Source organism: Aliirhizobium sp. YIM B11859, from assembly GCF_057163345.1.
Map to the genome: position 1 here is coordinate 45,018 of NZ_JBXHAY010000008.1, position 22,637 is coordinate 67,654.

General features: G+C 59.8%; 23 protein-coding genes. 6 read left to right on the top strand and 17 right to left on the bottom strand.

The genetic code is table 11. The features are described from left to right. Positions 1-10: 10 nt before the first annotated feature. The 11 genes from AC2GXZ_RS25435 to AC2GXZ_RS25485 form a co-directional block, all read right to left on the bottom strand. Complete coding sequence (locus AC2GXZ_RS25435) at positions 11-913, bottom strand: ABC transporter permease (RefSeq protein WP_483762027.1); 903 nt, start codon at positions 911-913, stop codon at positions 11-13. Further along, positions 906-1,712: an ABC transporter ATP-binding protein gene (locus AC2GXZ_RS25440; protein ID WP_483762028.1), complete on the bottom strand. Its 807-nt coding sequence runs from the start codon at positions 1,710-1,712 to the stop codon at positions 906-908. Before AC2GXZ_RS25440 ends, AC2GXZ_RS25435 begins: the two co-directional genes overlap by 8 nt. A 78-nt stretch (positions 1,713-1,790) precedes the next feature. After that, the gene (locus AC2GXZ_RS25445) at positions 1,791-2,801 is read right to left on the bottom strand and encodes an ABC transporter substrate-binding protein (RefSeq protein ID WP_483762029.1); all 1,011 of its coding nucleotides are present in this window, start codon (positions 2,799-2,801) and stop codon (positions 1,791-1,793) included. Between the two features lie 114 nt (positions 2,802-2,915). Beyond that, complete coding sequence (locus AC2GXZ_RS25450; protein ID WP_483762030.1) at positions 2,916-3,308, bottom strand: carboxymuconolactone decarboxylase family protein; 393 nt, start codon at positions 3,306-3,308, stop codon at positions 2,916-2,918. 411 nt (positions 3,309-3,719) lie between these two features. After that, on the bottom strand, positions 3,720-5,039 hold the full coding sequence (locus AC2GXZ_RS25455; protein WP_483762031.1) for an LLM class flavin-dependent oxidoreductase: 1,320 nt from the start codon (positions 5,037-5,039) through the stop codon (positions 3,720-3,722). Between the two features lie 158 nt (positions 5,040-5,197). Further along, positions 5,198-5,875, bottom strand: coding sequence for a DUF4405 domain-containing protein (locus AC2GXZ_RS25460; protein WP_483762032.1), 678 nt, complete (start codon positions 5,873-5,875; stop codon positions 5,198-5,200). Beyond that, positions 5,872-6,345: a cytochrome P460 family protein gene (locus AC2GXZ_RS25465; RefSeq protein ID WP_483762033.1), complete on the bottom strand. Its 474-nt coding sequence runs from the start codon at positions 6,343-6,345 to the stop codon at positions 5,872-5,874. The genes AC2GXZ_RS25460 and AC2GXZ_RS25465 overlap by 4 nt, the downstream gene beginning before the upstream one ends. A 32-nt stretch (positions 6,346-6,377) precedes the next feature. Beyond that, positions 6,378-6,500: a hypothetical protein gene (locus AC2GXZ_RS25470; protein ID WP_483762034.1), complete on the bottom strand. Its 123-nt coding sequence runs from the start codon at positions 6,498-6,500 to the stop codon at positions 6,378-6,380. Positions 6,501-6,658: 158 nt separating this feature from the next. Beyond that, positions 6,659-7,762, bottom strand: coding sequence for an alpha/beta hydrolase (locus AC2GXZ_RS25475; protein WP_483762035.1), 1,104 nt, complete (start codon positions 7,760-7,762; stop codon positions 6,659-6,661). A 63-nt stretch (positions 7,763-7,825) separates the two neighbouring features. Continuing rightward, the gene (locus tag AC2GXZ_RS25480) at positions 7,826-8,905 is read right to left on the bottom strand and encodes an alpha/beta hydrolase (protein ID WP_483762036.1); all 1,080 of its coding nucleotides are present in this window, start codon (positions 8,903-8,905) and stop codon (positions 7,826-7,828) included. Between the two features lie 120 nt (positions 8,906-9,025). After that, the gene (locus AC2GXZ_RS25485) at positions 9,026-9,919 is read right to left on the bottom strand and encodes a LysR family transcriptional regulator (protein ID WP_483762037.1); all 894 of its coding nucleotides are present in this window, start codon (positions 9,917-9,919) and stop codon (positions 9,026-9,028) included. 134 nt (positions 9,920-10,053) lie between these two features. Here AC2GXZ_RS25485 and AC2GXZ_RS25490 point away from each other — a divergent pair, with 134 nt between their 5' ends. From AC2GXZ_RS25490 to AC2GXZ_RS25505, 4 genes are all read left to right on the top strand, one after another. Next, positions 10,054-11,472, top strand: a complete 1,419-nt coding sequence (locus AC2GXZ_RS25490; RefSeq protein WP_483762038.1) for an MFS transporter — start codon at positions 10,054-10,056, stop codon at positions 11,470-11,472. A gap of 286 nt (positions 11,473-11,758) precedes the next feature. After that, complete coding sequence (locus AC2GXZ_RS25495; protein ID WP_483762039.1) at positions 11,759-12,748, top strand: aldo/keto reductase; 990 nt, start codon at positions 11,759-11,761, stop codon at positions 12,746-12,748. 13 nt (positions 12,749-12,761) lie between these two features. Next, the gene (locus AC2GXZ_RS25500) at positions 12,762-13,643 is read left to right on the top strand and encodes an FAD:protein FMN transferase (RefSeq protein ID WP_483762040.1); all 882 of its coding nucleotides are present in this window, start codon (positions 12,762-12,764) and stop codon (positions 13,641-13,643) included. 13 nt (positions 13,644-13,656) lie between these two features. Next, positions 13,657-14,040 carry an FMN-binding protein gene (locus AC2GXZ_RS25505; RefSeq protein ID WP_483762041.1) on the top strand — a complete coding sequence of 128 codons (384 nt, stop codon included), beginning with the start codon at positions 13,657-13,659 and terminating at the stop codon, positions 14,038-14,040. 63 nt (positions 14,041-14,103) lie between these two features. On the opposite strand, the gene AC2GXZ_RS25510 is transcribed toward AC2GXZ_RS25505, so the two are convergent. From AC2GXZ_RS25510 to AC2GXZ_RS25535, 6 genes are all read right to left on the bottom strand, one after another. Further along, positions 14,104-14,967, bottom strand: a complete 864-nt coding sequence (locus AC2GXZ_RS25510; RefSeq protein ID WP_483762042.1) for an amidohydrolase family protein — start codon at positions 14,965-14,967, stop codon at positions 14,104-14,106. Positions 14,968-14,973: 6 nt separating this feature from the next. Beyond that, positions 14,974-15,966 (bottom strand): aldo/keto reductase, encoded by a 993-nt coding sequence (locus AC2GXZ_RS25515; protein WP_483762043.1) that lies wholly within the window; start codon positions 15,964-15,966, stop codon positions 14,974-14,976. Continuing rightward, entirely contained in the window at positions 15,963-17,162 is a 1,200-nt protein-coding gene (gene uxuA / locus AC2GXZ_RS25520; RefSeq protein WP_483762044.1) for a mannonate dehydratase, read from the bottom strand. Before uxuA ends, AC2GXZ_RS25515 begins: the two co-directional genes overlap by 4 nt. A gap of 10 nt (positions 17,163-17,172) precedes the next feature. Continuing rightward, positions 17,173-18,639 (bottom strand): mannitol dehydrogenase family protein, encoded by a 1,467-nt coding sequence (locus AC2GXZ_RS25525; protein ID WP_483762045.1) that lies wholly within the window; start codon positions 18,637-18,639, stop codon positions 17,173-17,175. 86 nt (positions 18,640-18,725) lie between these two features. Beyond that, positions 18,726-19,454 carry an SDR family NAD(P)-dependent oxidoreductase gene (locus tag AC2GXZ_RS25530; RefSeq protein WP_483762046.1) on the bottom strand — a complete coding sequence of 243 codons (729 nt, stop codon included), beginning with the start codon at positions 19,452-19,454 and terminating at the stop codon, positions 18,726-18,728. 27 nt (positions 19,455-19,481) lie between these two features. Beyond that, entirely contained in the window at positions 19,482-20,231 is a 750-nt protein-coding gene (locus AC2GXZ_RS25535; protein WP_483762047.1) for a GntR family transcriptional regulator, read from the bottom strand. Between the two features lie 177 nt (positions 20,232-20,408). Between AC2GXZ_RS25535 and AC2GXZ_RS25540 the strand changes: the two genes are divergently transcribed. Beyond that, positions 20,409-21,437, top strand: a complete 1,029-nt coding sequence (locus AC2GXZ_RS25540) for a sugar ABC transporter substrate-binding protein (protein WP_483762048.1) — start codon at positions 20,409-20,411, stop codon at positions 21,435-21,437. A 150-nt stretch (positions 21,438-21,587) separates the two neighbouring features. After that, positions 21,588-22,628, top strand: a complete 1,041-nt coding sequence (locus tag AC2GXZ_RS25545; protein ID WP_483762049.1) for an ABC transporter permease — start codon at positions 21,588-21,590, stop codon at positions 22,626-22,628. Positions 22,629-22,637 lie beyond the last annotated feature (9 nt).

Below are 22,637 nucleotides of genomic sequence, written 5' to 3' on the forward strand. Positions count from 1 at the left end.
GGCCTGCGCCCTAGTTGCTCTGCATGCCCCAGCGGCGGATCGTGGCGGCCTCGATAGTCCGGAACACCAGGCCTTCGACGATCAGGCCGATCATGATCACGGTCAGAAGCCCGGCAAAGACGTTGGCCGTCTCAAGCGCGTTCCTGTTCTGGAAAATGAACCAACCGAGCCCTGCGGAACTGCCCGAGACACCGAAAACGAGCTCGGCTGCGATCAGCGTTCTCCAGGCAAACGCCCAGCCGATCTTCAGGCCCGAGAGAATTGACGGAAAGGCCGCGGGCACAAGGATGCGAAGCACGAAACTTACGCCCCTGAGGCCATAATTTCGACCCACCATCCGCTGGGTCTGGCTGACTGAAAGGAAACCCGTCAGCGTGTTGAGCGACACCGCCCACAGCACCGAATGGACGATGACGAAGACCAGGCTGGTGACGCCGATGCCGAACCAGAGCAGCGCCAGCGGCAGAATGGCAATCGCCGGAAGCGGATTGAACATCGCCGTCAGCGTCGCAAGGATGTCTGTCCCGACACGAGTGCTGATGGCAAGCGTCGTGATCAGCGCCGATATGCCGATCGCGACAGCATAGCCGAGCAGCAGAACCTGCATCGTGCCGTAGACCGCACTCGGCAGGACGCCGGAGCGCATCCCCTCCCACCACGCCTGAGCCGTGGCGCTGAAAGAGGGAAACATCAGCTCGTTGCTGGCATATCTGGCATAGATCTCCCAGGCGATGATCAGAACCACGATGGCAACGAGGCGGCGTAGCCAGGTTTTTTCGGCAAGCCGTTCCCAGAGGCTCAGATCCTGCGAGATATCGCCGATTGCCGAGACTTCCACGATCGGGCGATCAAGATCAGGTCGGGGAGCGACCTCTACCCATATCTTCCTGGCCGATGCTGCAAGCTCAACCATTTGCGACCTCCTTCTGTCCGAACAACATGCCGTTGATCTGCTTGTGGAAGGCCACGAATGCGTCGCCTCCCACTTCGTTTGGAGTAAATTGCGTCGCATCCAGTTCGGCGATGATCTGGCCGGGATGCGGGGTCATCACCACGATCCGGCTTGCGAGCAGGATCGCCTCTTCGATCGAGTGGGTGACGAAGACCATCGAGAAGCGGATCTCCGCCCAGAGATCGAGTAGTTCTTCCTGCATGCGCCGGCGTGTCAGCGCGTCGAGCGCGGCAAAGGGCTCATCCATCAGCAGGACCGCCGGCTCCATGGCCAGCGCCCGAGCGATGGCGACACGCTGCTTCATTCCACCCGAAAGCGTATGCGGATAGGCATCTGCGAATTTCGCCAGTCCCACCTTGCCGATGGCGGCCCTCGCCCGGTCCTGCCACTCGCTACGTGCAAAACGTCCCGTCGTTTTCATCGGAAAAACGACGTTCTGCATTACCGTCTGCCATGGAAGCAATTGGTCGAATTCCTGAAAGACGATCATCCGGTCGGACCCCGGCCGGGTGATCCGCTCTCCATTTAGCCGGATTTCACCGGCCGCAGGCTTCAGGAAGCCGCCGATGCTCTTCAGCAAGGTCGACTTGCCGCAGCCTGACGGCCCCAGCAGCACGAAACGGTCATGCTCGTACATGTCGAGCGACACGCGATGCGTGGCCGTGACGATCTGCTGGCGCGTTGCATATTGCAGCGTCACGTCATCGACAGCGAGAAGCGGTGTCGTCGGGCTGACGCGCCGGCTGTTGGTCTGTTGCATATCAGTTCATCTTTCCCTGCTTCACGGCTCCACCCGGTGGCGGGGCAGTGATTGCCATCGTCGATCGCATTGCAGTGCTCAGCTTCCAGCGCCTTCGTTGATCGGGGCGAAGAAGACGTCCTGCCATTTAGACGGCACTGTCTTCAGCTGCCCGAGCCTATTGATGAAGGTTGCGGTTTCCACGACGCCGTTCGGCGTGGTCGTGTATTCGCCGGCATTGTTGCGGATGATCTCGATCTTCTGGTCGTCGCTGACCTTGGAGGGTTCGGCCGCGAAATAGATCTCGGCCGTCTTTTCGATATTCTGCGGGATGAAGGCGTTTGCCTCTTCCAGCGCAGACAGGAATGCCCTGATCACCAACGGGTTGGCCGTGACGAAATCCGAAAGACCGGCCGTGACGCCATTGGTCATGTCTTTGGGATTGTAATCGGCCGATGTCCCGATGAGATGCACGTTCGGTGACTTGGCCAGCACCTCCGTGAATGGCGATATTGCGAAATAGACCTGCACCGTATTGCCGGTCGAAAGCGCCGCAACGGCATCCGGATGTGGCAGCGTCACCAGCTGCTGGTCGAATTTATTGGCATTGCCCGGACCGAACAGCTTTTCGGCGGCACGGCGAAGAATGACGGCCTGCGAACTGGTCGGCCCCGGGACTGCAATCTTGTCGGTCGGCCGGATATCGGCAATCGACTTGATTGCAGGATCGTTCGCGTAGATCGCGTAGTTGCCTTTCCAATAGCCACTGATGCCGCCCATCTTGTAATTGTTGAGCGTCTTTTCCCAGCCGATCAGAAGTGGCTGCATGCCGAGTGCGGCAATGTTCACGTTGCCGCTCAGGATGCCTTCCGTCAGCGCCGTCGGGCCACCGAGGCGGACGATCTGGAAATCGGATTTGGCGCCGAGCTTCTCCGCATGTTTTTCGAACAGGCCAAGGCGTTCGGCCACGATGAAGTTGAGATAGGCAAGACCATTCTGCACGCCGATAATGGTCTTTGACGCCTGTTGCGCGCGGGTGATGGCCGGAAGAGACAGGGTGGCGGTAGCGCCTACCAGAAGGCTCAAGCCCTGGCGTCTGGTGATAAGCATGCATGACTCCTTAGCGCCCATCCAACGGTCAGGAAGGAGGCGATGAACAGGGTGGTGGATAATGATGTGAGGCCTGGTGCGTCGTTCGCTTACGGCCGGCGGTCGAGACTGCTGTTAGTCTTCGAATTGCTTGTCGATGGGAATGCGATATCCGATTGCGAGCCGGTTGGTTTCGTTGGCCATTCCAACGACCGCCAGGAGCTCCTGGAATTGCGCTTCGGACATGCCCGCCTTGATCGCGCTCGCTCGATGGCTTGCAATACAATAACCGCAATTATTGGTGACGCTGACGGCGATATAGATCAGCTCCTTCACCAGCGGATCGAGGGCGCCCGGCGCCATGACTTCCTTCAGGCTGTCCCACGTCCGGCGAAGGGTCTTTTCATCCGCTGCAAGGTATTTCCAGAAGTTGTTCACGTCATCGAGCGAGCGCGTCGCCTTGATGTCGTCGAACACTGCGGTAACGCCTTCCGACAAACTCCCAGGATCGATTGCGACCTTAGCCATCGCTGAATTTCTTTCATCATTTCGACTGTGAAATGAGCTTTGCACACGATCTGCGGTGAAAAAAGAGGAATAAATCCGATCAAAAACGATCGAAAAAAAGACTTAGTCTCAACCGGAAGACATTCGGGGAACGAGTTTTGGCGCGACCGCTTTATGCCGGTCGATATTGCCAAATCAGGCCAGCAGGCTAGAAACCAATTTTCTATAAAAAAAATAGATTTTATCGGCGGATTGCCGGTGAAGCGATATGCCCGGCTGTAATCTTTTCAACGCAACAACGCCGCCGTGCAGATCGGGCAATGACATGCCTATCGGCGGATCTGGCGATTCCGTCTGCCGGCCCCAACGAAGAGATCATCGAATGCAGATCACAGTTTCTGGGAGTGCGGCGGCGCATGGCCGCCGCTTCCGTCAAGCGAAGAACCTGTTTTGCGGACGGGGAAGGCCCAGATGCTCGCGTAAGGTCGTACCCTCGTAATCTTCGCGGAAAAGCCCGCGCCTTTGCAATTCCGGCACAAGCTGCTGCGTCACGTCGTCGAGACCCTGCGGCAGGTACGGGAAGACGATCGTGAAGCCGTCCGACGCGGCCTCGCCAAGCCATGTCTCCATTTCGTCCGCGATGGTTTGCGGCGTTCCCACAAAGGCTAGCCCCGAATAACCGCCATAGCGCTGTGCAAGCTGGCGGACGGTCAGATTTTCTTCGCGCGCCAGCCGGATGGCCTGCGCCTGCCCGGTCTTGCTGGCATTGGTATCCGGAATATCCGGCAGAGGTCCGTCGGGATCGAAGCCAGAAGCATCATGCCCGAGCGCGATGGATAGCGACGCGATCGCGCTGTCGTAATGCACCAGGCTGTCCAGCTTGGCACGCTTGGCCCTCGCCTCCTCGACCGTGTCGCCAATCACGATGAGGGCCGCCGGCAGGATCTTCAGATGCTCTGCCTTGCGGCCGAAAGCCGGCATCCTCCCCTTGATATCGGCGTAAAGCGCTTTGGCAGCGGTGATATCGCGCGGTGAACAGAACACCAGTTCGGCGGTTTCGGCAGCAAGCTGTCGACCAGGCTCTGACTGGCCGGCCTGCACGATCACCGGCCAACCCTGAACCGGACGGGCAATGTTGAGCGGACCACGAACGTTCAGCTCATCACCCTTGTGATCGAGCACATGCATCTTGGCCGCATCGAAAAAGATGCCGCTCTCCTGATCGCGAATGAAGGCATCATCGGCGAAACTGTCCCAGAGGCCGGTGACGACCTCATAGAATTCGCGCGCCCGCGCATATCGCTCGCCATGCGCGACATGTTCGTCCAGACCGAAATTCCGGGCGGAATCGGGATTGGACGTGGTGACGATATTCCAGGCCGCACGGCCGTTACTGATATGGTCCAGAGACGCGAAACGGCGAGCGACATGATAAGGCTCGTCGAACGTGGTCGATGCGGTGGCTGCAAGCCCGATCCTCTCCGTCACGGAGGCAAGAGCAGAAAGAAGTGTAAACGGCTCAAACGATGTGACCGTATGGCTGCGAACAAGTGCGTTGATCGGCATATTCAGGACAGCCAGATGGTCGGCCATGAAAAACGCATCGAATTTTGCGGCTTCAAGCTTCTGGATGAACATTTTTATATGACGGAAATTGAAGTTGGCGTCCGGATAGGCGCCAGGATAACGCCATGCGCCGGTGTGCAGGCTGACGGGGCGCATGAACGCCGTGAGGTGTAGGGATTTTGCCATGAAGCAGGTTCTCTGAAATCTCTATGGGGCTAAATGTAGTTAGGTATGCTCCCGGTGATAAGCAACGCGCTAACCTCATGAGATGGGGCCGAAAAGCTTGCCCACGGGCGGATCTTGCCGCCAAGGCGGTTGGAGTGATGGAGGCCCACGTCAATGACCTAGATAGATGTCTCTCGCCATTGCCGAACAAGTCCAAGGCAATAGTGGGTTGTGGCGGCAAAAAATCCGACGATCGATCCATAGTTCAGGAAGAAAGCCAGCGTCGACTGGCTAAAATCCCACATGTCGAGCGAATAGGTCAGCATCAGTTTCGAGCCGAAGGCCATCTCGGAAAAGCTTCTCACACCCCAGACCGCGACAACCAGCGTAAGCGTTCGGGCGGCCCACACCCAAACGACGTTCGATTGCTGTATTCCGAATGTCGAACGGAATACGTTCATCACCACGTTCCATCGCGTACCCAGATGCACCGCGACGAACAACAGGACCCAGTATCCGACGAACATATGGATCTCACGGACAGCAAAGGCGCCGCTCAGAGCCGTGAATGGAAACAGATCCCGGGAGACGAGAAAGCTCGTAACCAACATGATCGTCATCCCGATGGCCAGACAGACGATGGTCACAAGATTGATGAGGCGGGTAGCATCCATCTTTCGCTTTGCCACGCCGCCATACCAGCGCCTGTTGAAGACGTTATGCACGATCACGAGTGCCAAAAGAGCCGTGCCGAACAGTTCGTGATAGAGATTGTCCAGCCACCAGTATGCGAGGCACGCAATGATGAGTGCAACAGCCAGAAAGTCTAGCAGAAGACGGACGCGCAAGACCTTCATTTGAATTCGAACCGCCGCATCTCGTTGAATGTGTACAGGAAGTCCCTGTCGGACCGTGACATGTGACAGCTCTGGCAGCGCGCCGTATTTTCGGCGGTATTGATGGTGCCGTCCGGCTTGAACCACTGGAACTGCCAGTCCGCCGTACGGCGGTTCTCGGCGTAGTCCTGTCCCCAGTTTTCGCCCTTCTCCATGATGAAGTAACGGAAGACCTTGCCCCCACGGTAATCGACCAGCGCGACATGGGTGCCGTTCGGGATCGGCTCGCCACGTTTCGCCGCTTCAATCGCCTCGCGTGTTGTCATGATATGCTCGGTCACCTCGCCGCGCGTGACCGTGGTGTAGTGAACGAGCTTGCCGATGTCCGGCATCGTCGCGCGCGTCGGTTCTGCATGGACCTGCATGCCAATCGACAGGACCGCCAGCCCTGCCAGCAACGCGCTACCTATGCCGCCGATTAACTTCTTCATCAAAACCTCTTCGTTTAGCGCCTGATTTCAGGTCAGTGCGCGTATTGTTCGTTGGGGACGTGTTCCATCCACTCGACCGACTTGCCGTCGAATGGATCTGCGACCGCAAGATAGAACATGCCGTTCGTTGCGATCATTCCGTGCCAGTGTTTCATGCCCGGCGGGATCCATGCGATGTCGCCGCGCGGATCTCCTGAACCTCGCGTCCCCGTTTTGGACGAGGCCTGCACTTGCGGTGACAATCAGCGTCTGGCCGAGAGAAAGCGTCTGCCACCTTCATCCAGACGGCCCGATGCAGACCGCTGGAGTGCCCTCATGCGGAGGCGAGATGACGGTCGAAGAACGGCTTCAGCTTGCCGAGGGCCGCCTCGACATATTCGGGAACCCAATAGGTCTGGATGTGCTTGGCGCCCTCGATCTTGAAGAGTTCCTTATCCTTGGTGCCCGTGGCCTTGGAGAATGCATCCTCGGTCATGTAGAGGGTGTCCGCAGCGCTGCCTGCAACCATAAGCAACGGCACATCGATCAGCGCGATTTCGTCGGTTGCGTCCCAGCGCATCAGATCCATCAGGCTGCTCGTCGTATAGCGGAAGGTCGAGCCGGGATGGGCATGCGTACGCCAGTAGTATTCATAGCCCTCGCGATAGAGATCGAACGGCAGGGCGGCGATCTGGGCATCCGAGAGATCCGCATCACCCGAGTAGAGCACTTCGCCACCCGCGGCCTCCTGGGCGCGCGCCGCGGAAGCCTGTTGCAGGCGCTGTTGGATCGTCCCCATCTGGCTGTCCTGGAAGCCGTTGCGGCGGACACGCCCGGAGTTGAACATGCTGAGGGTCGCGATTGCTTTGAAACGTTTGTCGGACTTGGCTGCCGCCAGCGAATAGCCGCCGCCGCCGCAGATGCCGAACAGCCCGAGGCGCGCCGTATCCACACCCGGGAACTGGCTGATGAAGTCAGCCATTCCATGAATGTCCTCGATACGGTACTGCGGCTTGTCCGTGCTGCGCGGGGCGCCACCGCTTCCGCCCTGATAGGCAGCATCGGCGGTGATCGTGATGAAGCCACGTTCCGCGAGACGTTGGGCATAAAGACCAGTCGTCTGCTCCTTCACGCCGCCGTTCGGATGGGCCAGCACGAGTGTCGGGTATGTCTTCGCAGGATCGTAGCCGGCGGGCGTGTAGACATTGGCAACAATATCCAGGCCGTTGAGCTTGTAGTTCACCGGATGGATATTGACCTTGCCCGGCTCGTTCTTCGTAATCGCACCATCATAGACGAGGGTGAACGGGTTCTGCTTGTAATCGGCGGCGACTGCTTTGGCCGTGATCGTAGACACGCCCAGGATTGCACCGGAGACGATAACCGCGGATCCTCCGAGGAATTCGCGTCTTCTTGTATTGATGATTTCGTTTTCCATGATGGGCTCCTCAATGTGTAGAGTTGCGCACGCTGACATCTTCCGGCAGCGCGCGCCGATGGATCAGTCGAGCTTCTTGTCGGTAAGGAATTTGAAGAGCTGGTCGGCGATCTCGACATTGTTCAGGTCCGACATCAGGAAGTGGGTGCCACCCTTGATGCCGATTTCCGGCAGATGGACGAGCGTTGCATCACCGCCATGCTTGTTGACGGCAGCGACCCAGAGCTTGGCCATTGCCAGGCGAACCCGCCAGTTGTCCTGGCCGCGCTCGGCCGTCGGCTCGACCGGGAAGTTGTCGCCGTAATAGATGACGATTGGCAGCTTGGTCAGTTTCTCGAAGTCGGCGACAGGCACGGCCTCGCCCTTGAGCGTACCGGCGGCACTCAGCATGTCTGCAGGAACCTCGCCTTCCGGGAAGATGAAACCGCTACCAGGTTCGAGCGCCACGATGCCCTTGACGTTCGGGTTCTTGATCGCCGTCAACCAGCCAGGACCACCCGCCTGTGAGTGGGTGAACAGGATGCCGGGACCAGTCTTGTCGAACAGGGCCGACATCGCATCCGAGATCACGTTTGCATCGTAAGGTCCGGTGTTCGGAGTGACCGAACGGAAGAACTGGTCAAGCGCTTCCGAACCGCGATCGAACTGGACGTTCTGGAAATAGTCAGGCCATTTTCCGAGCCGGAATTGATCGAAGAAAAGCTGGTCGTAGGGCGTCGGTTCGATGTTGGTCGCCACGGTCGAATTGCCTGCGCGGCCGCGGCGCGGCTGGTCGACGAGATAGGTGGAAAAACCTCGGCGCAGAAAGATGTTCTGGAAGCCTTCACGTCCGTCCGGTGTCGTTTCCCAGCTTCGGGCAGACTGAAAGGCTCCATGGAGCATGACGATCGGCAGAGGTCTCGGGTTCTGCGGCACCTGATAAAAGACATAGGCATGGTCGCCGTGAAGCGTTTGTCCCGCAGTCGTCGGAGCGTTGTTGTTGTAGGTGCCTACAGTCTTCGAAACAGTGCCGCCGACTGCGAAGCTCCCCTGCTCCTGGATGACGAGTGGCTCGGGCGTAGCTGCTGCCTGGGCGAAGGCCGCACCCGCGATCAGGGTCGAGAAGGCAAGGGCGGAAACGGTTCTGACAAAGGTTCGATGCATCTGGATCTCACAACATAAGGTTGGGAGAAAGTTAGTCGAAGGCCTTCTGGTCGATTAGCCGCCTATTTCCGATTGAAGTCATTAGGCTGACTTATCAATCACGTTCAGTTCATTAGTACGTTATCTGCGGTATCGCAGTGCTTCAAGAACCAGACTGAAGGCGGGCGACGCATGTCTGCGATTGGGGTAGTAGAGGTGATAACCCGGAAACGGCAGGCACCAGTCCTCAAGGACGCGCACCAGCCTCCCTTCCTGGATATGGTGTTCGACCAGATCCTCAGGCATGTAGGCAAGCCCCAGGCCGCGCAAGACAGCATCCATCCGCATGGCGACATTGTTGAAGACGAGCTGTCCGTCTACCCGCACGTTCAGTTCGTGACCATCCTTCTCGAATTCCCATTGGAGAATGTTGCCGTGGGTTGGCATGCGGATCTGGATGCAGTTGTGCCTAGTGAGATCCTGAGGAACGTCTGGCCACGGGTTCCTCCGGAAATAGGACGGTGATCCGACCACCGCCATCCGCATATCCGGCCCGATCTTGACAGCAATCATGTCCTTGGCGACCTGCTCACCGAGACGCACGCCAGCATCGAATCGTTCGGCCACGATATCGGTCAGGCCATAGTCGACGGTGATCTCGACCCTCACGTCAGGATTGTCCGGCAGGAATTTGTCGAGCGCCGGAGCGAGAACCGAAATCGCGGCATGTTCCCCCGCCGTGATCCGCACGGTCCCGGCCGGTTTGTCCCGCATCTCGGTAAGTGCGGCCAGTTCCGCCTGGATTTCCTCAAACCTCGGCCCCGCCGTCTGAAGGAGACGCTCGCCTGCCGCCGTCGGCGAGACCCGCCGCGTCGTCCTCGTCAGAAGCCGAATTCCCAACCGCTCTTCAAGCGCGCGCACCGTCTGGCTGAGCGCTGATTGCGATACGCCGAGTTTCACGGAGGCTTTCGTAAAACTCTCTTCGCGCGCCACCATGACGAAAGCGACCAAATCGTTGAAGTTCTCCTGCGGCATTCATTAGGCATCCTTATAGCTTCATCCCGATTACTGCCCCTAATCCGAAAGGTCCGCAAGACGTATCTTGGCGTCATGGAAACAGATGCTTTGCCGTGGAGGACGGCGCTGCCGATCCCCGAACGGAAAACGAGATGTCAAACCGCCAACAGACTTCCACATCCCCGAACAAGGCCGCCATCCTCGCGATCATTCTAATCAGCTACGTGATGATCGTACTCGACATCTCGATCGTACTGACGGGATTGCCCAGGATTCATGCAGAGCTGGGGTTCAGCGATGCAGGCCTCTCTTGGGTGTCGACCGCTTATACCCTGGCCTTCGGCGGCTGCCTGCTTCTTGGGGCAAGAGCCGGAGATATATTCGGCCGCAGACGGATGTTCTTTATCGGGCTGACCATCTTCTTTCTTGCATCACTCGCAATCGGGATGTCGCAAAGCCCCGCTGTCATGATTGCCGCGAGAGCCGTGCAGGGTCTGGGTTCGGCGATTCTCGCCCCCTCGACACTTGCGCTTCTGCAGACCAACTTCGAAGCCGGGCCGGAACGAACACGTGCCGTATCCTATTACGCGGCGGCGGCAGGCGTTTCCGCCGCCTTCGGGCTGGTGATCGGTGGGCTTCTTGCCGACTGGCTCTCCTGGCGCGTGGGTTTCTTCATCAATCTGCCGATCGGCATTGCCATGATGGTCGCCGCAAAACGCTACATCGATGAAACCGACCTGACTCCAGGGGCGTTCGATATGGCTGGCGCGATCACCTCAACGGTCGGCATTGTCGCGCTTGTCTACGGTGTGATCCGGTCGGCATCGACGGGATGGTCCGATTTGACGACCGAACTCTGGGTCGGCTTTGGAATCGTCATGCTGATCGTGTTTACGTTCGTGGAATCGCGTGCGAGCCAACCGATCATGCCGTTGTCTCTGTTCGCCGATCGGGAACGCTCAGCCGCCTATGGGGCTCGTGCCCTGTTCCTGGGGGCAAACGTGGGGTTCTACTTCTTCGTCGCGCAGTTCCTGCAAAGCGTGATGGGTCTGAGTTCTTCAGAAGCGGGCATCGCCTTTCTGCCGACCACCGTGGTCAACTTCATCGTCGCCATGTGCGCGCCGCGCCTGATTGGAAAATATGGCGCCGGGAAAGTCCTCATCACCAGTGTCGTGGCGGGCCTGATCGGCATGATCTGGCTGAGCATCGCCATGCAGCAGGCATCGTTCCTCGGTCTCGCCATACCCATGATGCTGATCGGAGCTGGCCAGGGTGGCGCTCTCGGGCCGCTGACTGCTTCGGGTATCGTCCGCGTGTCATCAGAGCGGGCGGGAGCCGCATCCGGTGTAGTGAACGTCGCCCACCAGCTTGGCAGCTCGCTCGGTCTCGGTGTCCTCGTCGCAGCGGCGGCGATTGGGTCGCAGGGCCTCCAGGGCGCCGAGCGCCTGGCTCAGCGCGCAAGCGTCGCGATGGAGACCGGATCGGCCCTCATCGCTGCCACCCTGATCCTTGCCGTCGTCTTCATCGCTCGTCCCGGCCCGTTGCCAGAGAAGGCGCCGACGGCGGCCTGACAGGATCCGGAATGAATTCGAAAGGAACGAAAAATGAAAAACGTATTCTTGAAGAGGACCTAGAAGTCCCGGCTGTCGGCCTCGGATGCATGGGCCTTAGTCACGGCTATGGTGACGCAACAGACAAGAAGGAGCGGCCACATTGATCCGGACGCGCACGATCGTGGCGTAACCTTCTTCGATACCCCACAGGTCTATGGCCCTTTCACCAACGAAAGGATCAGCGGCAACGGCTATCACGCACACCTTCAGTCGCGCGTGAGCAAGTAACACCAGGAGAATGACCATGAAAACCAGAAAACTCGGAAACCTCGAAGTTTCCGCCCTCGGCCTCGGCTGCATGGGCATGAGCTCGGCCTACGGCCCTGCTGCCGACAAGAGCGAGATGATCAAGCTGATGCGCTTTGCCCATGATCAGGGCATCACCATGTTCGACACGGCGGAAGCCTACGGCCCATTCGTCAACGAAGATCTCGTCGGGGAGGCGCTCGCCCCGATCCGCGACAAGGTCGTCATCGCCACAAAGTTCGGCTTCGACATCGATCTCGAAACGGGTGCGCGCCGTGGCGGCACCAACAGCCGTCCAGAGCATATCAAGGCCGTGGCAGAAGCAGCTCTCAAGCGCCTGAAGACCGACCGCATCGACCTCTTCTACCAGCACCGCGTCGATCCGGCCGTTCCGATCGAAGACGTCGCGGGTGCCGTGAAGGAGTTGATCGCCGAGGGCAAGGTCAAGCATTTCGGTTTGTCCGAGGCTGGTGTCGCCACCATCCGCAAGGCGCACGCCGTCCAGCCGGTCGCAGCAGTGCAGAGTGAATATTCACTGTTCTGGCGCGGTCCTGAAGCGGAATTGCTGCCTGCGCTCGAAGAGCTCGGGATCGGTTTTGTGCCATTCACGCCGCTTGGCGCCGGCCTTCTGACAGGCAAGATCGACGAGAATACCAAGTTCGATGCCACAGACTTCCGCAACGCCGTGCCGCGCTTCAATGCCGAGGCTCGCAAGGCCAATCTCGCGCTGGTCGCCGCGATCACGTCGATCGCAGACGGAAAGCGGTCCACGCCTGCCCAGGTCGCTCTCGCATGGCTTCTGGCACAGAAGCCATGGATCGTACCCATTCCCGGCACCACGAAACAGCACCGTCTCGAAGAGAACATCGGCAGCGTCGATCTCGAACTGACCGCCGCTGACATGGCAGACATCGAAGTCGTCCTTGCGAAATTCGACGTCGTTGGTGAGCGCCTCCCCGAAGCTGTTCTCAAGATGACCGGCCTCTGACATGGACGGCGTGTTGACCTCCCGTTTCGAGTTCGATGCCATAGGCACGTCCTGGGAGATCAGCACGCCAGCACCACTTGCGCTGGATATCAAGGAAAACATCCTTGATATCGTCGAGCGTTTCGATGGCATCTATTCGAGATTCCGAGAGGGCTCGATCGTGACGCGGATCGCGAAAGCGGCGCACGGCGGTACATTCCGTTTTCCTTCAGATGCAGTTTCAATGTTCGATCTCTATGATCGACTTCACGCTGCGACGGACGGCGCCGTCGATCCGCTCGTCGGTCGCGATCTCGAACGTCTCGGATATGACAGCGACTATTCACTGGTCCCTGGCGATGGAGCCATGTCGTCCTTGGCGAGGCAACGTCCGGATTGGCGACGGGACGTGCTTCGTGATGGCAAATCCGTGACCGTGCGAAAGCCGCTCGTCATTGATCTCGGCGCGGTCGGCAAGGGCACTCTCGTCGATCGCATCGCCAGGCTTCTGGAAGCGTGTGGCCTCGGGACCTTCCTTGTCGATGGCAGCGGAGACATGCGCCATCGCGGAGACGTCGCGCTCGATGTCGGCCTCGAGCATCCTCTTGACTCGGGCATGGTGATCGGGATCGCCAACCTGATCAACGGCTCCATCTGTGCATCTGCGCCCAATCGACGACGGTGGGGCGAAAACCTGCATCATGTCCTCGATGGCCGCACCGGACGACCGACAATGGATGTGATCGCCACCTGGGCTGTCGCGGCCGACACGGCAACCGCCGACGGACTGGCAACCGCTCTCTTCTTCAGTTCGCCCTCGCAATTGACGTCAATCTTCGATTTCTCCTTCGTCCGAATGTTCGCCGATGGACGCGTCGAAGTCTCGGACAACTTCGACGGAGAACTCTTCACCTGAGAAAGGAAAAATGATGCAAAACCAGACACGGAAAATGATTCTGACCACTGCCCTTACCGTCATCCTTGCGGGGGCCGTGGACGCACGGGGGGCTGAAAAGAGCCCGTACGCGGATGGAGTTTACACAGCGACCGGAGAATACGGCGGCCAGCCTTCACATATCACCGTAAAAGCAACACTCAAGGACGGCATCATCACGGCCGTCACCGTGACCCCGCATGCCTACGTGCCCCGCTCGCTGGAACTCCAGCGCGCCTTCGCCGCGGCCGTTCCGAAGGTGGTGGTGGGTAAACGCATAGATGAGGTTAGGGTCTTCAAGCTTGCAGGCTCAAGCGGCACCCCTAAAGGTTTCAACGATGCCATTCGCCAGATCAGGCAGCAGGCCGCTCGCGGATGAACGACATCTAAAAAATGAACCCATCGAAAGGCCCGCCCGATATCGCCTTTCTTGAATACACTTTTATATCCAATCTGCGGCACGGGATCCCAAATAAACGTCTCTTGCGTTCTGCGTTCCGACAAGGTTTTGCTCATCGAGAGAAAGGTCGGATAACAGGCTCGATGTGAGCTTCACCCAACCGGACAAGCCGCCTCCGATATCGATGACCGGCCAGTCGCCGCCCCAGAGCATGCGATGCGGCCCGAACAGGTCCAGCACGGTGTCGCTGTACGGTCTGATGGCAGTCATCGCAGATACCGATTGATCGCAATAGCTTGGCAGGCCTGAAAGCTTGATTGAAAGGTTCGGCAATTCGGCAAGTCGCGTCATGTCCCGCCGCCATGCTGCGAAATCGCCGGCAGCGATGTCGGGCCTGCCGCAATGGTCGAGCACGAAAAACGTATCGGGAGCTGCTCGGACGAGATCGTGAGCGATTGCCAGCTGTCGCCCGTCGAAGCAGAGATCGACCGGATATCCTGCCTCGCCGATCTTGCGGATATTCCGGCGATAAGTTTCGATGCGGCTCAGATCGTCGGGCATGACCTGCAGGATCCGGCGAAACCCCACGACGTTGAGATCCCGGCACTCTTCCAGCCAGGCATCGAAGCCCAGATCGGTTTCGGGGCGGCAACCGGCGATCACTCCAAGCATGGAGGGGGAACCGGACCCGACCAGTTTCGAAACAAGCCGCGCCTCGTTCTGATAATCGACGTCATCGACGCCGCTTTCCATGAATATGGTCCCGACGATGTCGCAGCCTTTGGCCTGCCTGGCATAGACGTTCTGGTCGAAGATGCCGGAGGCGATCGCCGGGATATCCTCGGTCCAGGCATAGCCAAGCCGGTCGCGCAGGATGAGATGCTGATGCGTGTCGATCAATTCCATGACCAGTCACCCCGTCGCGCCGATAGAATGCTCGTCGAATAATGGCCATGCGGCTTCGGCGATGGCCTGATCGAAAAGCTCGACATTGCGCATCAGGCTCGATGGCTTTGCCGTGCCGATCAGGACACTTGCCACCAGCGGACTGCGCAGGGGAAAATGCAGGGCGGCAGCGGCAAGGCTGGTGCCGGCCGAGACGGCGACCGCTTCCATCGCCTCTACCCTCTTCATCACATCCGGTGATGCCTCGGTATAATTGAACGTGGCACCCGGCCGTGCACCGGTTGCCAGGATGCCGGAATTGAAGACGCCACCGATGACGAGGCGCGTGCCCGTCTCTTCGCAGCGGGCTAAAAGTTCAGGCTCTGCCGAGCGATCGAGCAGGGTATAGCGACCGGCAAGCAGGATCACGTCGAGTGGCGCGCGCGCCAGAAGATTAAGGCACGCGGGAACCTCGTTCACCCCGAGCCCCACGGCCTTGATCGCGCCCGAGGATTTGAGTTCCTCCAGCGCCTTGGCACCGCCCCCGACGAAATCGGCGAAATGGTGGTCATAGTCCGCACCGAGTGTCGTGACTTCCAGATCATGAATGTAGAGAATATCGATCCCGTTCAGCCCGAGGCGGGCAAGGCTGTCCTCGTAGGAACGCATGATGCCGTCATAGCTATAGTCATGCACCTGCGCGAAGGGCAGCGGACGGACGAAGCCGTGATCGGGGATGGCGTCTTCAGGTACCGGCTTCAGCAGCCGGCCGACCTTGCTCGACAGGACATAGGATCCCTTCGGCTTGTCGCGCAGGAAATCACCCAGCCGGCGTTCCGACAGGCCATGTCCGTAATGCGGCGCCGTGTCGAAATAGCGGATACCTGCATCCCAGGCCGTTTCCAGCGTCGCCATCGCATCCTCGCGCGAGACCTCGCGGTAGAGATTGCCGATGCCGGCGGCGCCGAAGGAGAATGTGCTGAGCGCCAGGCCTGTATTTCCGAGCGGACGGCCGATCATGCCGTGGCCTCCCCTTTGTCCAGCTGGCGGGTGATGGCGCGAATCGCGCCGCGCAGTTCGCCGAGGCCCTTCACGCGGCCGATATAGGAATAGCCGGGATTGGTCTTCTTATCGATATCGTCACCCAGCAGATGTCCGTGGTCCGGTCGCAGCGGGATCGCCGGGCGCGTGTCACCGGCAGCGGTCCGGCGCCGCTCCTCGCGCAACAGAGCCTCGACGACGCCGACCATGTCTGTCCCGCCGTCCAGATGGTCGTCCTCGAAGAACGAGCCGTCAGCTTCTGTGGTGACATTGCGCAGATGGGCGAAATTGATGCGCGGGGCAAACTCCTTTGCCATGGCAACGAGATCGTTGTCCGGGCGAGAGCCATAGGATCCGGTGCAGAGAGTGATGCCGTGATTGGGGCTATCGACGGCGGCAAGAATGGTGCGCACATCCTGCGGCGTCGAGACCACCCGCGGCAGACCGAAAAGCGAGAATGGGGGGTCGTCGGGATGAAGGCCCAGCATCACGCCATATTCCTCCGCGACCGGCACCACCTCCTTCAGGAAGGCGACAAGATTACCTTGCATGGTGGCAGCGTCGATGCCGCCGAACGAGGCAAGCAATGCCATGATCGACTGCCGGGTCTGGACCAGTGCCCCACCGGGCAGGCCGGCGATGATATTGCGCTCGAGCAGCAGTTTCTCGTCTTCGCTCATCGCCTTCTCGCGCAATTCGGCACGCACGACGACATCGGCATCGTAGTCTTCGGCGGCATTGGGGCGTTTCAGGATGAAGACGTCATAGGCGACGAAATCGGTCATCTCGAACCGCAGCGCAAGTCCGGTGCCGCGCGCAGTCTTCCAGCGAAGATCGGTACGGGTCCAGTCGACCACCGGCATGAAATTGTAGCAGACGGTCGGAATGCCGGCGCGACCGAGATTGGCAAGCGTTTCCTTCCAGCGGGCGATAGCCTGAGGCGCGTCCTTGTCTCCGCGCTTGACGCATTGCTCCATCGGGATCGACTCGCAGACGCTCCATTCTAAACCGGCTGCCTCGATCATCTCCTTGCGCTTGACGATTTCCTCAAGCGGCCAGGAGATGCCGTCGGGAATTTCGTGCAGCGCCGTCACCACGCCGGTGGCGCCGGTCTGGCGGACATGTTCGAGTGTGATCGGGTCGTTCGGGCCGTACCAGCGCCAGGTTTCCTGCATAAGTTCCTCCTCAGGCAATAGAATCGATGGCGCCAAGCGCGCCCTGTGTCTTAATCGCGCGGCAGGCGGTCACTAGCGCCGCGATGAAGTCCGGTCTGTCTCTCCATTCGGGTCCGAAGACACGATCAAAGCCCAGGAAGTGCTCGACCACCTGTTCGGGCGAGAGCGTCTGCTGGTCGATTGCCGGCCATTCGTTGAAGGCAGGATCATGGATGAAGATCGGCTCGCCATTCTCGTTGCGGGAGGCGCAGGAGCATATCCAGAGCGCCGCCGCCATCAGGACGGCGCCATGCGGCCGGCCCTCGCCAATCAGCTCGGCAAGCGGCGCCAAGATACGCTGCGGCACTTTCTGCGACGCATCCGATGCGATCTGTACCGCCCGGTGCCTGAGTGATGGGTTGGCGAAGCGCGTTCGCAAACCCTCGACATAACCGGCACCGTCGAGATGGGGCGACAAGGTCGGTTCGATCTCACTCCAGTAGCGATCGATGAAACGGCGTACCCTGATATCGGCATAGACATCCGCAACCGTTTCAAGTCCGGCAATCTGGCCGATCGCGGCAATCGCCGTATGCGCGCCGTTGAGCATCCTGAGCTTCATATGCTCATAGGGTTCGACGTCGTCGACAAATTCGACGCCGGAGGCTTCCAGGTGCGGACGGCCGTGTGGAAACTGGTCTTCGATCACCCAGCGGAAATAGGGTTCGGCGACGACCGGCCAGACATCCTCTGCCCCAAGCGCCTCTGCCACGGCTTCACGATCCCGGTCCGTCGTTGCCGGAACGATACGGTCGACCATGACACAGGGACAGGAGATGTTTTCCTCTATGTAATCGGCCAGAGCAGTGTCCGTCATGCCCGCGAATTCCACCAGCAATGCCTTCAAGACCTTGCCGTTGGAAGGCAGATTATCGCAGGAGACGAGTGTCAGCGGTACGGCACCGTCTTCCCGTCGCCGCCGGATCGCGGCCAGCAGAACGCCGTGAATGGATCGCGGCGCCTTGGCCGCATCGAGATCGTTCATGATATCGGGATGGCTGCGCAGAAGCGTGCGCTCCGACAGGTTTGCGAGATAGCCTTTTTCCGTCACCGTCAGCGTCACGATCCGCACGCGAGGATCACAAAGCCGGTCGACCAACCGGCCGGGGTCTTCCGGTGCCACAAGGATTTCGAGGATCGAGCCTATGACGCGATAAGTTTCCGTCTGCCCGTCGCGTTCGCAATAGGTGTAGAGATTGTCTTGCGGTGCCAGCGCATCACGCGTATCGGCACTGCGCATCGAGGCGGCGACAATGCCCCATTGCGTTTCACCGCGACCGATACAGTCATCGACGAAAACCGCCTGATGAGCACGATGGAAGGCGCCGACGCCGAGATGCACGATGCCGGGCGTCACCATCTTACGGTCGTAGGCTGGGAGGGCGACGGCGGCCGGCAGGTCGGCGAGCGCTGCTTGTGACAGACGGGTTCCTGGCACTGAATTTTCCAATCGACAGAGATAAGGGCCATATCCCGACGCTGGGTTTCATCGGGATTGCGGAAGGTCGGGGGCATCCGGCCTGTTCAGCCGAACTGCAGTCCGCCATTCATGTCGATCACCACACCAGTCATGAAACCGGATAGCGGCGAGGCGAGAAACCGCACGGCATGCGCCACTTCTTCCGGCTCGCACAGACGACCGACCGGAATGGCGGCGAGCTGCCGGTTGCGATCCTCTTCGGAAAGCTGCTCCATGATCATCGGCGAGACGACATAGGCCGGGGCGATGGCGTTTGCCGTGACGCCTGCCGAGGCCAGTTCACGCGCCGTCGAAAACGTGAGCCCGACCAGGGCTGCCTTCGACACCGCATAACCGGTGCCGGCAGTCAGCCCGCCGGACTTCCAGGCATAGGAGGCGATGTTGATCACCCTCCCCCAGCGATTGTCCTTCATTGCCGGCATCACGGCCTGGGTCAGAAGCAGAGCCGCATCGAGGTTGATGGCCATCAACCGATGCCACTCCTCAAGGGTGGTGCCGAGGAGCTTGTTGGGCGAGAGAATGCCTGCATTATTCACGAGAATATCGACGCGACCATGGCGCGCCAGAATATCCTGCATCGCCTCACCGATCGCTGTGGCATCGGACAGATCAACCACGACGGGCTCACAGATATCTCCCAGCCTGCCGATGGCGGCCGCATCACGATCGACCGCCAGAACATGCGCACCGGCGTCGGCCAGCGCCATCACGATGGCGCGGCCGATACCACCTCCCGCACCGGTCACCAGTGCAATTTTACCTTTTAGCTCCATGGAACTCCCCTCCACTTGCCGTCTCAGTCAGACGGCCAGATTTTTTCTCTCCTGTTCGGACATTCGTCCGAAGATCACGAAAATCATGTCGAGATGCGTCACCAGCGCCCGCTCCGCAGCGGCACCGTCTCCACGATCAAGCGCATCGACGATCGCCAGATGCTCGGTGATGACATCCGGCAGGCGTTCCGCCGTCTGCCATGACCGGTGGAATCGCGTGAGCGTCACCTTGGCGCTCAACACCGCCTGCCAGACACCCTCGCGTCCGGCGAAGGTTCCCAGAAGATGGTGGAACTCCTCGTCGGCCCGGAAAAATCCATCACCGTCTCCCGCGGCGATAAACCGTTCCTGCTCGCCCACCACATTCCGCATCCTCCGGCTCATCTCCGGCGTCCAGAGCGGCACCACTTCGCGCAAAAGCGCGATCTCCAGCGATCGCCTGACGAAGTGACTATCCTGAAGACCGGCCAGCCTGATCGGTGCAACGAAACTGCCGACCTGCGGATAGACATCGACCAACCCCTCCTCAGAAAGTCTCTGGATCGCGGCCCGAACCGGGGTGCGGGATACGGCGAACTGGCGACAAATCGAGTTTTCGCTGATCGGACTGCCGGGCGCGAGGCGCACCTCGATGATGGCGCGGCGCAGGGCGGCATGCACCTGATCGGAGGCGGAACGCTGTCGGTCGAGAACCATCTCCAGCCCTTCCAGACCGGTCGCGCCCAGAGTGGATACCGGTCCACTCGCTTGCGGCAACTCTGTCAAAAGGCGCTTCATGACGGCTCATCCTCAAAACAATCACTGCCAAGATTCCGTTTGCAGCTTGGATACAAGTATTATAGTGTCCAAGACGTTCTTGCAAGTGGCTAGTTGGGAGCAGCCCACTTTGAGAGGGCGCTCGATCAGACACATGATGGGGCTTGAGGAGGTTTCAACAGAATGAGGAGGAAGCTCATGTTGAATGGATTTCGTAATTTTGCCGCCGTGGCGGCATTGGGGATGAGTGCCGGCCTGGCCGGTCTCGCACATGCAAGCGACAGCACGATCGCGCTCGTCCCGGGTGGACCACATCCCTATTTTGCCGCCTGGGAACAGGCCGGTGCAGATGCTGCAAAGGAATTCGGCCTGCAGTCGGCCGATTACAAGGTGCCGCAGAAATGGGAACTCGCCCAGCAGAACCAGCTGCTCGAGAGCCTGCTTTCCCAAGGGTATAACGGCTTTGTCATCTTCCCGGGCGATCCGGTCGGATCCGTCTCCACCGCAGAAGAACTGACCTCCAACGACGCCGTGGTGATCGCGGCGGGTGGCTGCTTCAAGGATCCGTCGACGGCCGCCTTCTGCCTCGGCACGGATACCGGCAATTCCGCCTATATCGGCACCAAGGAACTTGCCCGGATCATGGGCTCGGGCAAGAAGCGCATCCTGCACCTGACAGGTTTCCTCGTCGATCCGAATACGCAGTTGCGCATCGACGCGGTGAAGAAGGCCGCCGAGGAAACCGGCAACGAAGTCGTGCAGGTCATCGCCGATATCGACGCGCCGGAGCCGGCGGAAGAAAAGATCAATGCCTATCTGGCAGCCCATGCCAACGAGGTCGATGGCATCATCGCCACCGCATGGGTCCCCTCCGTGGTCGCCGCCAATGCGTTGCGCAAGATTGGCGACAAGCGCATCCACATGGTCGGCATCGACCATGACCAAGTCGTGCTTCAGGCGATCAAGGACGGCTTCGTCGACGGCACCATGCTGCAGAACCCCTATGGCCAGGCCTATATCGGCTCCTATGCCGTGGACAAGCTGCGCTCGGGCTGCACGATCAAGCCGGATGCACCGTTTAAGACCAACGCGCTGACCGCCAAATTCATCGATTCGGGCACGTCCTTCATCGATGCCGGCAAGGTCGGCTCCTATGTCGATACGATGCGCGACGAGACCAAGACGCTTCTAGCAAGCTTCGACGCCACCTATCTGAGCTGCAAGTAGGTTTCTGAACTCGGAAAGGGATGAGGCTTCCTGAAGCCTCATCCCTGTATCGACGGGCGGCCTTGGCGCGTCCAGCGAGGCGGTATCGCCTCTCTTCCCATGGCCTGTCCCATGACTGGTCCCATGACCGGAATTCGAAGGAACACCCCCATGCCATCGCATGACATTCCAGCACCAGCCGAGGTCGGCACACGTCGACCGGCGTTCAGCGCGGGAACCTCCCGCAGCACCATCCTCGTGTCCAACGAGTTCGGGCTGATCCTTCTGATTGCCCTGTTCGTGATCGTCTTCAGCCTGACGACAAAGGGGTTCCTCAGCCCGTTCAACCTGTTCACGTTAGGCCGCAACACCGCCGTCAACATCATGATCGGCCTGTCGATGATGACCGTCATCGTCACGGGCGGCCTCAGCCTCGCGGTCGGCGCCATCGGCGTCTGTGCCGCGATGTTCACCGGTTATGCGATCGAGGTCCTGCATCTGCCCTGGCCACTTGCACTCATCTGCGGCATCGCAATGGGCGTCACGCTCGGCTTCATCAACGGCTTTACCGTCGTGCGGACAGGATTGCACAGCTTCATCATCACGCTCGCGACAATGAGCATCTTCTTCGGCGTCATGGTGTTCCTGACCAGAGCGGAAGCCTATCGCAACCTGCCGCCGGAATTTGTCGCTTTCGGCAAGATGAAATTCTTCACCTATATCTCGCCGCTTCTGCTGGTCACGATCGTCGTCGCGCTGGCTCTGACCTGGCTTTACCACCGCAGCGTTCTCGGCCGCGAAATGCTTGCGGCAGGCGCAAGACCGGAAGCAGCCGAACTCTCCGGCGTTCGCGTCGGGCGCATCACCGTGCTGTGCCACATGCTGTCGGGAGCGCTCGCCGGCATCGCCGCCCTGATGCTGGTCTCGCGCAACGGAGCCGCCATTCCGTCGATGGCCGGCCAGCTCGGGCAGGATTGGCTTCTTCCGGCATTTCTCGGCCCGGTTCTCGGCGGCGCCCTCCTGAACGGCGGCAAGGCGCCGGTGCTGGGCACCTGCCTTGGCGCAGCGCTCGTCACGCTTTTGACCGGCGGCCTTCTGCTGCTGCAGATCGGGGATTTCTGGGTGCAGACCTTCCTTGGCCTGCTCCTTCTCGTCGCGGTGTTCATGGACAAGGCGCGCCGCAGCTACCTTGCCTATCGCAATCTTGCCTAAGGACCAGTC

Bases quoted from the DNA above. Each gene is read 5' to 3' on its own strand.
- AC2GXZ_RS25545 (WP_483762049.1), top strand. From the start codon at position 21,588: ATGCCATCGCATGACATTCCAGCACCAGCCGAGGTCGGCACACGTCGA.
- AC2GXZ_RS25480 (WP_483762036.1), bottom strand. From the start codon at position 8,905: ATGCATCGAACCTTTGTCAGAACCGTTTCCGCCCTTGCCTTCTCGACC.
- AC2GXZ_RS25445 (WP_483762029.1), bottom strand. From the start codon at position 2,801: ATGCTTATCACCAGACGCCAGGGCTTGAGCCTTCTGGTAGGCGCTACC.
- AC2GXZ_RS25440 (WP_483762028.1), bottom strand. From the start codon at position 1,712: ATGCAACAGACCAACAGCCGGCGCGTCAGCCCGACGACACCGCTTCTC.
- AC2GXZ_RS25450 (WP_483762030.1), bottom strand. From the start codon at position 3,308: ATGGCTAAGGTCGCAATCGATCCTGGGAGTTTGTCGGAAGGCGTTACC.
- AC2GXZ_RS25505 (WP_483762041.1), top strand. From the start codon at position 13,657: ATGCAAAACCAGACACGGAAAATGATTCTGACCACTGCCCTTACCGTC.
- AC2GXZ_RS25460 (WP_483762032.1), bottom strand. From the start codon at position 5,875: ATGAAGGTCTTGCGCGTCCGTCTTCTGCTAGACTTTCTGGCTGTTGCA.
- AC2GXZ_RS25495 (WP_483762039.1), top strand. From the start codon at position 11,759: ATGAAAACCAGAAAACTCGGAAACCTCGAAGTTTCCGCCCTCGGCCTC.
- AC2GXZ_RS25535 (WP_483762047.1), bottom strand. From the start codon at position 20,231: ATGAAGCGCCTTTTGACAGAGTTGCCGCAAGCGAGTGGACCGGTATCC.
- AC2GXZ_RS25490 (WP_483762038.1), top strand. From the start codon at position 10,054: ATGTCAAACCGCCAACAGACTTCCACATCCCCGAACAAGGCCGCCATC.
- AC2GXZ_RS25485 (WP_483762037.1), bottom strand. From the start codon at position 9,919: ATGCCGCAGGAGAACTTCAACGATTTGGTCGCTTTCGTCATGGTGGCG.
- AC2GXZ_RS25455 (WP_483762031.1), bottom strand. From the start codon at position 5,039: ATGGCAAAATCCCTACACCTCACGGCGTTCATGCGCCCCGTCAGCCTG.
- AC2GXZ_RS25530 (WP_483762046.1), bottom strand. From the start codon at position 19,454: ATGGAGCTAAAAGGTAAAATTGCACTGGTGACCGGTGCGGGAGGTGGT.
- AC2GXZ_RS25475 (WP_483762035.1), bottom strand. From the start codon at position 7,762: ATGGAAAACGAAATCATCAATACAAGAAGACGCGAATTCCTCGGAGGA.
- AC2GXZ_RS25515 (WP_483762043.1), bottom strand. From the start codon at position 15,966: ATGATCGGCCGTCCGCTCGGAAATACAGGCCTGGCGCTCAGCACATTC.
- AC2GXZ_RS25435 (WP_483762027.1), bottom strand. From the start codon at position 913: ATGGTTGAGCTTGCAGCATCGGCCAGGAAGATATGGGTAGAGGTCGCT.
- uxuA (WP_483762044.1), bottom strand. From the start codon at position 17,162: ATGCAGGAAACCTGGCGCTGGTACGGCCCGAACGACCCGATCACACTC.
- AC2GXZ_RS25510 (WP_483762042.1), bottom strand. From the start codon at position 14,967: ATGGAATTGATCGACACGCATCAGCATCTCATCCTGCGCGACCGGCTT.
- AC2GXZ_RS25470 (WP_483762034.1), bottom strand. From the start codon at position 6,500: ATGAAACACTGGCACGGAATGATCGCAACGAACGGCATGTTCTATCTT.
- AC2GXZ_RS25540 (WP_483762048.1), top strand. From the start codon at position 20,409: ATGTTGAATGGATTTCGTAATTTTGCCGCCGTGGCGGCATTGGGGATG.
- AC2GXZ_RS25465 (WP_483762033.1), bottom strand. From the start codon at position 6,345: ATGAAGAAGTTAATCGGCGGCATAGGTAGCGCGTTGCTGGCAGGGCTG.